The 13,860-nt window shown below is 57.7% G+C and carries 11 protein-coding genes; 2 read left to right on the top strand and 9 right to left on the bottom strand.

The window, feature by feature from the left end; translation table 11 throughout:
* Positions 1–122 precede the first annotated feature (122 nt).
* Positions 123–1,454, top strand: a complete 1,332-nt coding sequence (locus tag JZX87_RS08915) for a L,D-transpeptidase family protein (protein ID WP_183826908.1) — start codon at positions 123–125, stop codon at positions 1,452–1,454.
* A 288-nt stretch (positions 1,455–1,742) separates the two neighbouring features.
* Here the strand turns inward: JZX87_RS08915 and JZX87_RS08910 are convergent, their stop codons facing one another.
* Positions 1,743–2,330 carry a hypothetical protein gene (locus JZX87_RS08910; RefSeq protein WP_148147982.1) on the bottom strand — a complete coding sequence of 196 codons (588 nt, stop codon included), beginning with the start codon at positions 2,328–2,330 and terminating at the stop codon, positions 1,743–1,745.
* A gap of 263 nt (positions 2,331–2,593) precedes the next feature.
* On the opposite strand from JZX87_RS08910, the gene JZX87_RS08905 reads away from it, so the two are divergent.
* Complete coding sequence (locus JZX87_RS08905; RefSeq protein ID WP_206825153.1) at positions 2,594–3,778, top strand: GGDEF domain-containing protein; 1,185 nt, start codon at positions 2,594–2,596, stop codon at positions 3,776–3,778.
* 55 nt (positions 3,779–3,833) lie between these two features.
* Here the strand turns inward: JZX87_RS08905 and dnaE are convergent, their stop codons facing one another.
* From dnaE to JZX87_RS08865, 8 genes are all read right to left on the bottom strand, one after another.
* On the bottom strand, positions 3,834–7,328 hold the full coding sequence (gene dnaE / locus JZX87_RS08900; RefSeq protein WP_206825152.1) for a DNA polymerase III subunit alpha: 3,495 nt from the start codon (positions 7,326–7,328) through the stop codon (positions 3,834–3,836).
* Positions 7,329–8,290: 962 nt separating this feature from the next.
* A complete protein-coding gene (locus JZX87_RS08895; protein WP_148147979.1) occupies positions 8,291–8,977 on the bottom strand; it encodes an ABC transporter ATP-binding protein in 687 nt (228 codons plus the stop codon).
* 14 nt (positions 8,978–8,991) lie between these two features.
* Positions 8,992–10,299, bottom strand: coding sequence for a lipoprotein-releasing ABC transporter permease subunit (locus tag JZX87_RS08890; protein ID WP_148147978.1), 1,308 nt, complete (start codon positions 10,297–10,299; stop codon positions 8,992–8,994).
* A 97-nt stretch (positions 10,300–10,396) separates the two neighbouring features.
* Positions 10,397–11,719, bottom strand: a complete 1,323-nt coding sequence (gene proS, locus JZX87_RS08885) for a proline--tRNA ligase (RefSeq protein ID WP_206825151.1) — start codon at positions 11,717–11,719, stop codon at positions 10,397–10,399.
* Between the two features lie 468 nt (positions 11,720–12,187).
* Positions 12,188–12,553: a hypothetical protein gene (locus JZX87_RS08880; RefSeq protein WP_206825150.1), complete on the bottom strand. Its 366-nt coding sequence runs from the start codon at positions 12,551–12,553 to the stop codon at positions 12,188–12,190.
* A 30-nt stretch (positions 12,554–12,583) separates the two neighbouring features.
* Entirely contained in the window at positions 12,584–12,853 is a 270-nt protein-coding gene (locus JZX87_RS08875; RefSeq protein ID WP_206825149.1) for a DUF1467 family protein, read from the bottom strand.
* Between the two features lie 112 nt (positions 12,854–12,965).
* On the bottom strand, positions 12,966–13,370 hold the full coding sequence (gene mce, locus JZX87_RS08870) for a methylmalonyl-CoA epimerase (protein ID WP_206825148.1): 405 nt from the start codon (positions 13,368–13,370) through the stop codon (positions 12,966–12,968).
* A gap of 167 nt (positions 13,371–13,537) precedes the next feature.
* A complete protein-coding gene (locus JZX87_RS08865) occupies positions 13,538–13,831 on the bottom strand; it encodes a hypothetical protein (protein ID WP_206825147.1) in 294 nt (97 codons plus the stop codon).
* Positions 13,832–13,860 lie beyond the last annotated feature (29 nt).

The following is a 13,860-nucleotide window of genomic DNA, read 5'->3' as shown; positions in this document are numbered from 1 at the left end:
CGGGAATTCATTTCGAAATCGCAGGAACGTGATGAATTGACACGATCCTGCCACTTTTCAGAAAATTTTCATTAAGTTTAACACGCTAAATTGCCGACCATTGTAATGCGTAAGAGGTCTTCATGTTGCGTGGCGTTTTGTTCAGCCTCGGACTCCTGTCCGGGACCATCCTTTCTCAGTCTGCTTTTGCCGACACCGCAACGCTCCAGATCATCGTATCGAAAGACCAGCAGTCGATGACGGTCTATGACGGCGAAAAGGTCGTAACGACCACGAAGGTCTCTACCGGAAAAGCCGGACACACGACGCCGAGCGGAATCTTCTCGATTCTGGAGAAGCGCAAATACCATGAATCGAATATCTATTCGAACGCTCCCATGCCCTTCATGCAGCGCCTCACATGGTCCGGTATCGCACTTCACGAAGGCAACGTGCCGAACTATCCGGCATCGCATGGCTGCGTTCGCATTCCGACCGGGACCGCCAAGGCGATCTACGACATGACGGAACGCGGCGTGCATGTGGTGATCGCCGATGCACCGGTGAAGCCGGTGAAAATCGAAAACGCCAACCTCTTCATGCCGTTGAAGCGTCTGCCATCGGAACCGCTGTTTCCGAATGCCGATCTGCGACCGACCGCGATGAAAAAGGCCGCCGACGGATCCTACGATGTGGCAATGGCCGACACCGATCCTATGTCGACCGGTTCCTTGCAGGCAGTCGTTCCGGAAGATCCAGCGCCGCTGCGCATACTCATTCATCGTCGTGGCGCACGCGAAACCATGCTTGATATACAAACCCATCTGACGGATCTCGGCTTCGACGCTGGTGTTGCCGACGGGATTGCAGGGCCGATGACCCGTGATGCGATCGCCGCCTATAAGCGGTGGAAGGGTCTTCCGGCCAGCGGCACGATGATCAGCAAGGATTTTCTTGCTGCGCTCTATCATTCGGCCGGAGAAAAAGAGCCGCCGGCAGGTCAGATCCTCGTGCGCCGCAATTTCGAACCGCTGTTCGAGGCGCCTGTTGGCATCAAGCACCCGGAACAGGCTCTCGGCACGTATTTCTTCACAGCCGATCATCTTGAGCGGAATGCAGAGACCGCCGAGTGGCATGCGATCACGTTGAAGAACGAGATGACCGCTGACGAAATGAAAGAGTTCGGCATCGACAAGCCGGCAGATTCAAGCATTCCCAACGCTGCGGCGATGGCACTCGACCGGGTAGACATTCCCAAGGACGTGCGCGAGCGTATCGGCGAACTGATGGCAAACGGCACATCGCTGACCATTACGGACCAGGGTCTTGGTCCGGAAACCGGCAAAGGCACCGACTTCGTAACACTGACGCGCTCCCAGGCCAATATCGCTCAGGCAGGTCTCAACCAGAGCGAACCGAAACCCGCGCGCCGTTCGAAAAAAGAATCATATATCGGCGGTATCGGGCTGTATTGATTGCCAAAATCCGGACCAGCTTGTTTGCCTCGGTCTGAAACATGGTATCGCTTTGAAGCATGGAAGGCGACACCAAAGCTTTCAGCCGAGGCAGGCTAGACGAAAGTCGCAAGTCAAACCGTGCACTACGCCACATTGCGACCACGTTCACTTTCTACCTGAGCGGCATGGAAGTACCCCCGAAACCCGTGTCCCCCATGGGTGACGCTTCCATCAGTGTTGGACGGTTATGTGTTGTTTTTCTTCCATGACCGTCCTCCGGGTGGATGAACGGCATCAAACTATCCATCACAGAATATCGTAAAGCCTGACAATCCAACTTACCTGATAGGCGATTGCGGCAACGACCAGAACCAGCTGGCCTCGTCTGGACCTGATGAACATCGCAATGATCGATATCGCGACAAACGCCGCCTGGCGAATGGGATATTCCATGCCAAGCGAGTGGAAATAGTCTTCACCCTTGGCCATGGTATCGCCGATATCAAGCAGGGCCGCAAAGGCAAGAAGCCCGAAAAACCAGCGTTTTCTTTGTTCGAAATAATCCTCGAAGCCCCTGTAGTCGGTCATCTGGTCGGGAAACAGCAAGGCTGTCAAAGCGGCGAAAATCATCGTGTAGAAGATCAGGAACCCGTAGAGCGGAAATGTCCAGACGGGGACGAACATCAGGTGAAACTCGTACCACCAGAAATGCACGATGGTGATGAGCAGAAAGACGACCCAGCCGAGATGAACCGGATAGACCTTGATCGTTCCCGGGTGCTGGACGAAACGCGTCAGACCATTGACGAGACGCGCAAGGCTCAGCGCCAGAACCATGCCGATGATGGTGCGCACATGTCCGAAATATTCAGCATGGGTCGGCGGGAGCTCCATGCGATCGCCCTCTGTTTCAGCCGTCAGGCATGATCGTAGTATTCCTTGCGCCGGGCAAGCGGCGAGACGCGATCAGACATCCGTCGACATGAGAGCCGCAGGCACTCACCGGACGGATTGCCACAGAGCAATCTTGGAAAGGGCATATCTGCTAATTGATTGCTGATCGCCGATCGATATAACCGGTAAAAAACACTTGCCTATTGTTCAGGAAACAGCGCTCCAAAGTACAAGAACGCGATCCTGACTGCCGTGATGGATTGATGAACGGTGTAGCTTTTTTCCTGGGCGTGAATTTCGTCGTTGCGGTTTGCTTCAGCGCGGTCTTCGCCGTTGTTGCCACCCGAAGCCGCTCGCGCCGGGCTGCGCTCTGGCTGGCGGCAGGGTTCGGCGTCGCATCACTGTCTGCGGTCTGCGAGCTTCTGGTCGCTTATACGGACACCCCAAAGATATGGGCAATTGGTGCATTCGCGACGGTTCTGATCGGCATGATGCTGCTGCGGATCGGAATTGGACATCTCTATGGGCGCAGGCTCGACAAGCGTATCGCTGCGTTTTTCGTCAGCGCAAGCATCATCTTGTGTTATGTGATCTATGACATGCCCCGCGGAACGCTGATACAGGCCGTCTCCTATCAGAGCCCGTTCGCAATCGTGCTTCTCGACAGCGCCTTTGTCATCCTCGCCTCCCGCGGGCGGCAGATGATCGATCGCTTTCTCGGAATGCTCACGCTGTTCACCGGCCTGCATTTCTTTGCCAAGGCCGGTCTGGCAGTTCTGGTCGGCGCAGGCTCTGCCGCCAAAGACTACATTCACACCAACTACGCGCTGATCTCACAGAGCGCCACGGCCATCTTGGTGGTGGCCGTGGGACTGACGCTGCTGGCAGCTCTTGTGCTTGAGATCATGGCGGACCAGCGAAGTGAATCGGAAAGGGACACCCTGTCGGCTATCGCCAACAGGCGCGGGTTCAACCGGCAGGTTCAATCCATCCTAAGTGCAGCATCGCATGGCAAACATGCCGTCATTCTCTGCGACCTCGACCATTTCAAGCGCATCAACGACACCTATGGGCATCATGTGGGGGACATGGTGATCCAGAGCTTTGGGCAATTGATGAACGACAGCGCGCCCAAGAGGGCAGCACTCGGCCGCATCGGCGGCGAGGAGTTCGCGATATTCTTGCCCGACACCGATATCAGCGCCGCGGCGCTGTTTGCTCAGGCGCTGCGGGCCGCAACAATGACATTGCCCGATCTGCCCGATGGCCTGATCGTCACCGCGAGTTTCGGCGTATCTCCCGTGACCTCGGCTGCCAGACTGGCCGAGGCCTACCGGCAGGCGGACCAGGCGCTTTATGCGGCGAAGAATGCCGGGCGTAATCAGGTCAAGCTCACGGGCCTCGACGAGGCCGAGGCAAGTGAACTGCATGGAGAAAGCCGTCTCTAGGATCGGTTTCCACGAACGCTCAGCTCTTTCCGGTCAGCCAAAGTAACCGAGCCTGCTACTGGACGAGTTCGACATCCAGCACACCGGGCGCGGCCTTGAGTGCAGCTGCCATTTCCGGCGAGAGCCGATATCTCTGCGTAAGCTCCACCTCGATCTCGCGGCGGCCGTCTTCCTTGATGACAATGAAATAAACCAGGCCTTCGCCACGCATGTTCAGATGGTTGGCGACGGTCTTCAGCGGTCCTGCATCTCGAACAAAGACACGCAGTGCCTTCTGCATACGGATCGACTGTTCTTCCAGCGACTGAGCCGTCTGGATGCGCAGGCCGATGCCTTCCGGCCGCTCGTCAGCCTGGACGGTGATGACCAGCGACCTGCCGGGTTCGAGCAGGTCTCGGTATTGCGCCAATGCCTCGGAAAACAGCACCGCTTCGAACTGGCCGGATGAGTCCGAAAAAGTGATGATGCCCATCTTGTTGCCGGTCTTGGTCTTGCGCTCCTGCCGACCTGTCACCGTACCGGCCAGACGCCCGGCGGTCGCTCCCTGGCGGACAGAGGCAGCAAAATCGGCAAAGGTCTGCACCCTGAGTTTCGACAGGACATCCTTGTAGGTATCGAGCGGGTGGGCCGACAGATAAAAGCCGAGAACCTGATATTCGCGCATCAGCATTTCCGACGGCATCCACGGATTGAATGTCGGCAGGATCAGTTTTTCGGGGCCGCTGCTGGAGCCGGAGCCGAAGAAATCGGACTGGCCTGAGACCTTCTCTTCCTGCGCGCGCTGCGCATAACCGATGATCCGGTCGAGACCGGCGATCAACTGGGCTCGGTCATGGCCGAAGCAATCGAAAGCACCAGCGGAAATCAGGCTTTCCAGAACGCGGCGGTTGATCTGCTTGGGGTCGATCCGCATGCAGAAATCCTCGATGCCGGCGAAAGGCTTGTCGCCGCGGACTTCCGTGATGTGCTCGACAGCCGATTCACCGACGCCCTTGATGGCGGCGAGTGCATAATAAATCTTCGCCTCGCCCGTCTCGAAATGGCGGAACGAGGTCTGAACCGACGGCGGGAAAACCTTGATACCGAGACGGCCGGCATCCTCGCGAAAATCGTTGAGCTTTTCGGAGTTGGCCATATCGTAGGTCATGGTCGCGGCGAGGAACTCGACCGGATAATGCGCCTTCATATAGGCCGTTTGGTAGGAGACGATAGCGTAGGCTGCGGCGTGAGACTTGTTGAAGCCGTAGTTGGCGAACTTGGCGAGCAGTTCGAAAATGTTCTTCGCCTGCGGCTTCGATACGCCGTTCTTGACGGCGCCATCGACAAAGCGCTCGCTCTGCTTGTCCATCTCCTCCTTGATCTTCTTACCCATGGCGCGGCGCAGAAGATCGGCCTCGCCGAGCGAATAACCCGACAGGACCTGGGCGATCTGCATGACCTGCTCCTGGTAGACAATAACGCCCTGAGTTTCCTTTAGCAGATAGTCGATCGACGGATGGACCGACTCGATCTCTTCCTCGCCATGCTTGCGGGCGTTATAGGTCGGGATGTTCTCCATCGGACCCGGACGATAAAGCGCCACCAGCGCGATGATGTCCTCGATACAGTCGGGCTTCATGCCGATCAGCGCCTTGCGCATACCGGCACTTTCCACCTGGAACACGCCGACCGTTTCGCCGCGCGACAGCATTTCATAGGTCAGCTTGTCGTCGAGCGGGATTTTTGCCAGATCGACATGGATGTCGCGCTTGCGGCAGAAATCGACCGCCGTCTTCAACACTGTCAGCGTCTTCAGGCCGAGGAAGTCGAATTTGACCAGACCGGCCTGCTCGACCCATTTCATGTTGAACTGGGTGACCGGCATGTCCGAGCGCGGGTCTCGATACATCGGCACCAACTTCGACAGCGGGCGATCGCCGATGACGATACCGGCGGCGTGGGTCGAGGCGTGACGGTACAGGCCTTCGATCTTCTGGGCGATATCGAGAAGACGGCCGACGACCGGCTCCTTGTCCACCTCTTCCTGGAATTTCGGCTCTTCCTCGATTGCCTTGGAGAGCGGTGTCGGGTTGGCCGGATTGTTCGGCACCAGCTTGCAGATGCGGTCGACCTGGCCATAGGGCATTTCCAGCACGCGGCCGACGTCGCGCAATGCCGCGCGCGCCTGCAGCGAACCGAAGGTAATGATCTGCGCCACCTGCTCTCGGCCATATTTCTGCTGCACGTAGCGGATCACCTCTTCGCGGCGATCCTGGCAGAAGTCGATGTCGAAGTCGGGCATCGAGACGCGTTCCGGATTGAGGAAGCGTTCGAACAGAAGCGAGAAGCGCAGCGGATCAACGTCGGTGATGGTGAGCGCGTAAGCGACGAGCGATCCTGCACCGGAACCACGGCCCGGACCGACCGGGATATTGTGCTGCTTCGCCCATTTGATGAAGTCGGCAACGATAAGGAAGTATCCCGGAAACTTCATCCGTTCGATGATCGACAGTTCGAAATCGAGACGTTCGCGATAATCCTTCTCGGTGAAACCGGCACTCAGCCCAAGTTCTTCAAGCCGATGATCCAGCCCCTCGACCGCCTGGCGGCGAAGCTCGGCGGCTTCCTTGCGTTCGTCCTCCTCCGGATGATCACTGACGCCGGTGAAACGCGGCAGGATGGGATTGCGTGTCTTCAGGATGAAGGAGCAGCGGCGGGCGATCTCGACGGTGTTTTCCAGCGCTTCGGGCAGGTCGGCGAAAAGCTTCGCCATTTCGGCGCGGCTTTTCAGGTAATGATCCGGTGTGAGGCGAAAGCGGCTGTCGTCGGAAACGATCGCGCCATGGGCAACCGCCATCAGCGCATCATGGGCATCGTAATCAGCCTTGGAGGGAAAAAAGGCCTCGTTGGTCGCGACCAACGGGATATCGTGCTCATAGGCGAGATCGACCATGCGATGCTCATGGCGGCGATCATAATTGCCGTGTCGCTGCAGTTCGAGATAGAGCCTGTCGCCAAACAGGGTTTTGAGGCGCAACAGTCTTTCGACCGCCAGGCCCGCATGCCCTTCTTTGACCGCCCGATCCACCGGGCCGGAAGCGGCACCGGTCAATGCGATCAGACCTGCAGTGCCAAGCTCATCCAGCCAGGAGGCGCAAATATGGGTTTCGCTTACCCCTTCGCCGCCGAGATAGGCCCGGCTGACGAGATCGACCAGCCGTTCATAGCCTTCGGCATTGGCGGCGAGGAGAACGATGGCGGGCAGCTTGGCGAGCTGGTTGCCGCGACGATCCTCTTCCTGGTCCTGCATGTCGATCGACAGCTGGCATCCAATGATCGGCTGCAGACCGTCGCCCGTCGCCTTCTGGGCGAATTCAAGCGCAACAAAAAGATTGTTGGTATCGGTGATGGCGATCGCGGGTTGATTGTCCGCGACGGCCTTGCCGAGGACCTTCTTGAGCGGAAGCGCACCTTCGAGCAGCGAGTAGGCCGAATGCAGGCGCAGATGGACGAATTGCGGGGTCTCCCCGAGGATTTCGTCTGCCGATCCTGTCTTTGCCTGTTCCGCCATGTCTATCGCCATACCTTTGATTCAATCGCTCTATTTTCAGGCGCGCGACGACTCAAGTCCAGTTTTGAATTCACCGCTCAACGGTTTTCGGCAGCGCATTCCAGAGGCGGCGGCGCCCGGCGCGGGCGCCGAAGCAAGGTTACATGGCAATCATCAACATCGACAGCGTGGCGACGAAGGTTGCGATGGACGCGAAAGCGGCAATATCACGAAGAAGGTCAGTCATCGTTGTCTCCCGTGTTCGTTATGTTTTTAATTTGTTCTCTTTTTGTACGTGAGTCAATAACAGAACAAAAAGGAAACGAATTTTGCGCCATATCCCCGCCCCGATAGTAAACACTTTCCTAAAGCGGACAGACTTGAAGACGGATTTCGCCCTCGGTGCCTAGGCTTTTTGTTTCGGCCGGGACAGGTCGGCTGCCTCGAATTGAATTTTTTTCTATGTGACGCTCGGCGTGTCCCGTTCGGTGTGTTTTTCGGCGCAACTCCGGTCCGTCAGCGGCGGTTGGGCGTCCGGCAGCGATGCGTGCGACACACGCACGCCTTATTCAGGGGCAGGCCATTTCTGCGCAGCCCGGGTGATCTGCATGCATAAGGGGCGGGTCACCCGGTCACTGGTTCCGCCTCGCCTGTTATGCGGACCGGAGTAGCCGAAGCGGCACGGGGCATTGTACGCACGGGCTTTGAGTGCAGGGATGGAAGATTGGTAAGTGGTTGGGATCGTTGGAGCGGGAGGGAGAAACGTCCCCGGGCGTGAATAGCCCCTCTCTCGCAATTTCTGAAACCTAGTCTTTGGCTAAGATTTCGACATTGCCTTCTCTCCCGCAAGGAGAGGTAAACAATCGCGGCGCCAAACAAATCAGCGTCTTAGCCGAAAGGCTAAGCGCTAGACTTCTTAAGGAGAAGGGCAAGGTCTCCGAGCCGTTACTACCTCACAGTTGATAGCAGGAGCCAAGCAATCCTCAGAACTCCACCACCTTACCGGCTTCCAGCGTAACACGGCGGTCCATGCGGGCGGCGAGTTCGTGGTTGTGGGTGGCGATTAGGGCGGCAAGGCCAGACTGGCGGACCAGGGCCTCCAGCGCGTCGAAGACGTAGGATGCGGTCTTCGGATCGAGATTGCCGGTCGGTTCGTCGGCCAGAAGCACGCGTGGCGCATTGGCAACCGCGCGGGCGATCGCGACACGCTGCTGCTCGCCGCCGGAGAGTTCCGCCGGACGGTGTTCGGCGCGGTGGCCGATGCGCATGTAATCGAGAAGCTGGGCTGCCCTCTCCTTCGCCTCGGCCTTGGACAGGCCGCCGATCAGCTGCGGCATCATGATATTCTCGATCGCCGAGAATTCCGGCAGGAGATGGTGGAACTGGTAGACGAAGCCGATTTCCGAGCGACGGATGGCGGTGCGCTGGTCGTCCGGCAAATCGTTGCACGAGCGGCCGCCGACAAAGACTTCGCCACTATCTGGATGTTCGAGCAAGCCTGCCAAGTGCAGGAGAGTCGACTTGCCTGTACCCGAAGGCGCTACGAGTGCGACGATCTCGCCCGTTCTCAGCTCGAAATCGGCGCCTTTCAGAATAGAAAGCGTCGTTTCTCCCTGGCCATAATGACGTTCGACATTTGCAAGCTTCAATACGGATTTACGCGGTGCCATGAGGTGATGGGATCCTATTCGTAGCGAAGCGCCTGGACAGGATCGAGCCTGGAGGCTCGCCATGCCGGGAAAATGGTGGCGATGAAGGATAGGACCAGCGCCATGGTGACGACGGAAACGGTCTCGCTGACACTCATTTCAGCGGGCAGTTCGCTCAAGAAATAGAGTTCCGGGTTGAAGAGAACGGTGCCGGAAAGCCAGGAAAAGAACTGCCGGATACTTTCGATATTGAGACAGACGACAACCCCGAGGACGACGCCCGCAAGCGTGCCGACAAGACCGATCGCTGCCCCCGTCATGAAGAAGATGCGCATGATCGCGCCGGAACTTGCCCCCATGGTGCGCAGGATGGCGATGTCGGAGCCTTTGTCCTTTACCAGCATGATCAGGCCGGAAATGATGTTCAAGGCAGCGACAAGCACGATCAGCGTCAGGATCATGAACATGACGTTGCGTTCGACCTGCAGCGCCGAGAAGAAGGTCTGGTTGCGCTGGCGCCAGTCGGTGATGAAGATCTGACGGCCGGCGGCCTCCTCTATCTTCGGGCGCAGCTCATCCACGGCTTCCGGGTCGTTGATGAACAGCTCGATCGACTGAACGATGCCTTCGGCATTGAAATAGAGCTGCGATTCTTCGAGCGGCATGTAGATGATCGTCGCATCATATTCCGACATGCCGATCTCGAAGATGCCCGAGATCGTGTAGGACTTGACGCGTGGATTGACGCCCATCGGGGTTACATCGCCTTCAGGCGAGATCAGCGTGATCTGGTCGCCGGCATTCAGCCCGAGTTGTGCCGCAAGCCGGGACCCGACCAGAACGCCCTGCCCCGAGGCAAACCCGACGATATCGCCCTGCTTGATATTGCCGGCGACCTCGGTGAGCTTTTCCAGATCCTCGGCGCGGACACCACGGACCAGCGCGCCGGAACCTGCGCCACCGCGACCGGAGGCAAGCGTCTGGCCTTCAACCAGCGGCAGGGCCATCTTTACGCCCGGCACGGCTGAAAATTTCTTTGTCAGTTCGGCGTAATCATTCAGCGGCGTGTCGACCGGCTGGACGATCATGTGGCCGTTGATGCCGAGGATGCGGGAAATCAGCTCGGTGCGGAAACCGTTCATCACCGCCATGACGATGATGAGGGTGGCAACCCCCAGCATGATGCCGATGAAGGAAAACCCGGCGATGACCGAGATATAGGCTTCCTTGCGGCGCGAGCGCAGGTAACGCCAGGCAACCATGCGCTCGAAGCCTGAAAAGGCGCCGGCACTCGGAGCCTTTTCGACTTTCTGCTTTTCTTGACCCGCCGCGACGCTTGCCATTCACGTTTCCTCGTCTTGATCGGCGCCGGATCACGCCATTCCGGCCTGTCCCGCACCCAATTCTGTCATCCGGCCGGAAATCCGAACGGCAGTATTATCAGCCGGTTGCCCGGTTCAGTGCAGCCTCGAGCGTCATCACTTCGCGGGCACCGGTCTTACGGTCCTTGACCTCGACCTCGCCTGCGGCTGCAGAGCGCGGGCCGACGATGATCTGGACCGGCACGCCGATCAGATCGGCGGTGGCGAACTTGGTGCCGGCGCGATCGTCGCTGTCGTCGTAAAGCACGTCCTTGCCGGCATTGCCGAGCGAGGCGTAGAGCTTTTCCGAAATATCGTCGCAGGCGGCATCGCCCGGTTTCATGTTGATCACCACGACATCGAAGGGTGCGACCGATTCGGGCCAGATGATGCCGTTCTCGTCATGCGATGCTTCGATGATGGCGGGAACAAGGCGTGTCGGACCGATACCGTAGGATCCCATGTGGACAGGATGTTCCTTTCCATCCGGTCCCTGCACCTTTGCGCCCATCGGCTCGGAGTATTTTGTGCCGAAATAGAAGATGTGGCCGACCTCGATGCCGCGGGCAGACAGGCGGTCACCTTCGGGAATGGCGTTGAACGCTGCCTCGTCGTGCATTTCCGACGTTGCAGCATAAACCGAGGTCCACTTGTCGAAGATCGACTGCAGGCCTGCGACATCATCGAAATCGGTATTTTCCGACGGGATCTCGAAATCGGTGAAAGCCTTGTGGCTGAAGACTTCCGATTCGCCGGTATCGGCGAGGATGATGAATTCGTGGCTGTGGTTGCCGCCGATCGGGCCGGTATCGGCGCGCATCGGGATGGCGCGCATGCCAAGCCGCGCGAAGGTGCGCAGGTAGGCGACGAACATCTTGTTATAGGAATGGATCGCGTCTTCGCGGGTCAGATCGAAGGAATAAGCATCCTTCATCAGGAATTCGCGCGAGCGCATGGTGCCGAAGCGCGGGCGGATCTCGTCGCGGAACTTCAGCTGGATATGGTAGAGGTTGAGAGGCAGGTTCTTGTAGGACTTGACGTAGGACCGGAAGATGTCCGTCACCATTTCCTCGTTGGTCGGACCGTAGAGCATCGGACGCTCCTGGCGATCCTTGATGCGCAGCATTTCCTTGCCGTAAGCCTCGTAACGACCGCTTTCCTGCCAGAGTTCAGCAGACTGCAGCGTCGGCATCAGCAGTTCGACGGCGCCTGCACGGTTCTGCTCCTCGCGGATGATGGCATTGACCTTGTCCAACACCTTCTTGCCGAGCGGTAGCCAGGAATAGATGCCCTGGCTCTGCTGACGGACCATGCCCGCGCGCAGCATCAGGCGGTGGGAGACGATTTCCGCTTCCTTGGGATTTTCCTTCAGGATGGGCATAAAATAGCGGGACAGGCGCATGGTGATTTCCGACTTTTGACTGGCCTCCCGCATCTCGCAGGAATCGGCCGATTTGAAGACCATTTGCGTGGCTTATTACCGGTTCCCAGACGCCAAGGAAACCCGGCTCCTATCGAAAAGCCGGTGGATGACCGAAGCGGAAATCCGCCAGGACTTGCGAGAAATGTGATTTTCGTGAAAGCAAGGGTGCGACAAATGCGCCAAGGGCAATTTTTTCCACACCTGTCACAAAAATACAAAAAAAGAGGATGACAAAGCCCAACCTATGAGCTAGTTTCAGCCCATAAAACAGGCATGAAGTTCAAATTCATGCCAATCGCGGTAAAGTCTTGGGAGGATCAGATCTTAGGCGCGCTAGACGCTGCCCCGGAAACGGTTAGGATCACGCGAAACTGAAAAACAAGGCTTCAACGCCTTGTTTTTTTTTGCCTTTCGACAGGCAACAATGCCTTCAGAGAGCCTTTCAGATTACAGTTTTCCGATGATATCGACGCGATCGCAGGTGCCGGTTGCAGGTATCACATCCAGCTTTTGGCCAATTTCATGGCGTTGACGCCCGCGATCGATCTCCTTTTCCGTCCTGCATGTGACGATCTGGCCTTTTGCCTCACGGGTAAATTCAAGAAGACCGATGATCGCGATGTATGGCCCGGATCGCCCGCCATCTTGTTCTTCCTCCCTTATTTCGAGGATGGTTGCGACCGAATGGGGAAGCGTGTGGCGGCGATAGGCCTGAATGCCAAAAAGCATCGCAAAGGTAAGTGCCGCGACAGTGTAGACCATACCCAGAACGATCCGCCGCTCCCTGGTATCCCGAAACTCTCCCACCCGCATCGGCATCGATCCTTACTTGGTACCGCAGGATTATTTGAAGCTCGGCATGATGTTCGGGATGCTGCCGATACCGAAGCCGAAATAAACCGATGCAAAATGATAGGCGAGATAGATCGCTGCCGAGATGACGGTGGTGAGCAGAATGACGCGCCCGCCACGGAATTTCGCAGGCGCACTCTCGACAGTTCCGAGCGTCACCTCGCCCTCGTCACGTTGGCTACGGTAGCCGAGCGGCAGAACCATGAAGAGGACAGTCCACCATAGGATGAAATAAATCGCGACGACTGTCAGGATTGGCATGCGGACACTCCATCCTCGCGTTTGATCATCGGAACAGGCGGTTGAAGCCGCTGATAAAATGATTCCGATCTTTCGGCAGAGTCATTGATTTTATTCGCCATTGCACGCCGCATCAGACTTCCTCCAGCTCGATCAGCGTGCCGTTGAAATCCTTGGGATGGAGGAAGAGAACCGGCTTTCCGTGGGCGCCGATCTTCGGCTTTCCATCACCGAGAATACGCGCGCCGGCGGCACTCAACTTTTCGGCGGCAGATAGGATATCAGGCGTTTCGTAGCAGATGTGGTGGATGCCGCCCGAGGGATTGCGTTCGAGGAAAGCGACAATCGGGGATGCATCGTCGAGCGGTTCGAGCAGCTCGATCTTGGTATTTGGAAGCTCGACAAAAATGACGGTGACGCCGTGTTCGGGCAGCGATTGCGGTTCGGAGACTTTCGCACCGAGCGTGTCTCGATAGATCTCGGCAGCCTCTGAGAGAATCGGGACAGCGATGGCAATGTGGTTTACTCGGCCGAGCATATGTTCCTCCTCTTTCAGGCGCCTGCCTTCGGCAGGCAACCGCTCCGTATTCGCCTGTCGGCGGCTTCTCCCCGTAGACGATTTGGAGCACGACGCCGGCTTGACGTCAGGCCGCTGCGAGGCTGGATGGCAGGACCTACGCATTGGTCACCATGCCTGCAAACGTCTCAATCGCCCGATGGCAGGTTGAATATCTGGCGGCTGACAATTTTCAGGCTTCGATCCGGCTGTATCCGGTATCGTTCAACAACGCGGTTACCGAAACTATTGTAAAATTCATGATCGAAGCTGCTGCCGACGGGCGCCTTGGTAAGACGGCTTCTGGGTTGACCGCCGTATGTGATGCTACCCGAGATTGGCGCGATGTCGGATCCGTAGTCGCGCGCCACCAATTCTGGGTCGGCAGTAGCACTGCACGCGGTGAGCGTTGCAAGGGCCAGGGAAATTAACGTTTTTCTCATCGTGGTCATCTCCTCCTTGGAGGCTGACA

The sequence above is a fragment of the Agrobacterium sp. Ap1 genome (assembly GCF_017313375.1).
Classification (GTDB): Bacteria; Pseudomonadota; Alphaproteobacteria; order Rhizobiales; family Rhizobiaceae; genus Neorhizobium; species Neorhizobium cellulosilyticum.
This window is presented reverse-complemented; position numbering and strand designations above follow the sequence as displayed.

What these genes read in the sequence shown, in the direction of transcription:
- JZX87_RS08915 (WP_183826908.1), top strand. Translation starts at nt 123, where the DNA reads ATGTTGCGTGGCGTTTTGTTCAGCCTCGGACTCCTGTCCGGGACCATC.
- JZX87_RS08910 (WP_148147982.1), bottom strand. Translation starts at nt 2,330, where the DNA reads ATGGAGCTCCCGCCGACCCATGCTGAATATTTCGGACATGTGCGCACC.
- JZX87_RS08905 (WP_206825153.1), top strand. Translation starts at nt 2,594, where the DNA reads ATGAACGGTGTAGCTTTTTTCCTGGGCGTGAATTTCGTCGTTGCGGTT.
- dnaE (WP_206825152.1), bottom strand. Translation starts at nt 7,328, where the DNA reads ATGGCGGAACAGGCAAAGACAGGATCGGCAGACGAAATCCTCGGGGAG.
- JZX87_RS08895 (WP_148147979.1), bottom strand. Translation starts at nt 8,977, where the DNA reads ATGGCACCGCGTAAATCCGTATTGAAGCTTGCAAATGTCGAACGTCAT.
- JZX87_RS08890 (WP_148147978.1), bottom strand. Translation starts at nt 10,299, where the DNA reads ATGGCAAGCGTCGCGGCGGGTCAAGAAAAGCAGAAAGTCGAAAAGGCT.
- proS (WP_206825151.1), bottom strand. Translation starts at nt 11,719, where the DNA reads ATGCGCCTGTCCCGCTATTTTATGCCCATCCTGAAGGAAAATCCCAAG.
- JZX87_RS08880 (WP_206825150.1), bottom strand. Translation starts at nt 12,553, where the DNA reads ATGCGGGTGGGAGAGTTTCGGGATACCAGGGAGCGGCGGATCGTTCTG.
- JZX87_RS08875 (WP_206825149.1), bottom strand. Translation starts at nt 12,853, where the DNA reads ATGCCAATCCTGACAGTCGTCGCGATTTATTTCATCCTATGGTGGACT.
- mce (WP_206825148.1), bottom strand. Translation starts at nt 13,370, where the DNA reads ATGCTCGGCCGAGTAAACCACATTGCCATCGCTGTCCCGATTCTCTCA.
- JZX87_RS08865 (WP_206825147.1), bottom strand. Translation starts at nt 13,831, where the DNA reads ATGAGAAAAACGTTAATTTCCCTGGCCCTTGCAACGCTCACCGCGTGC.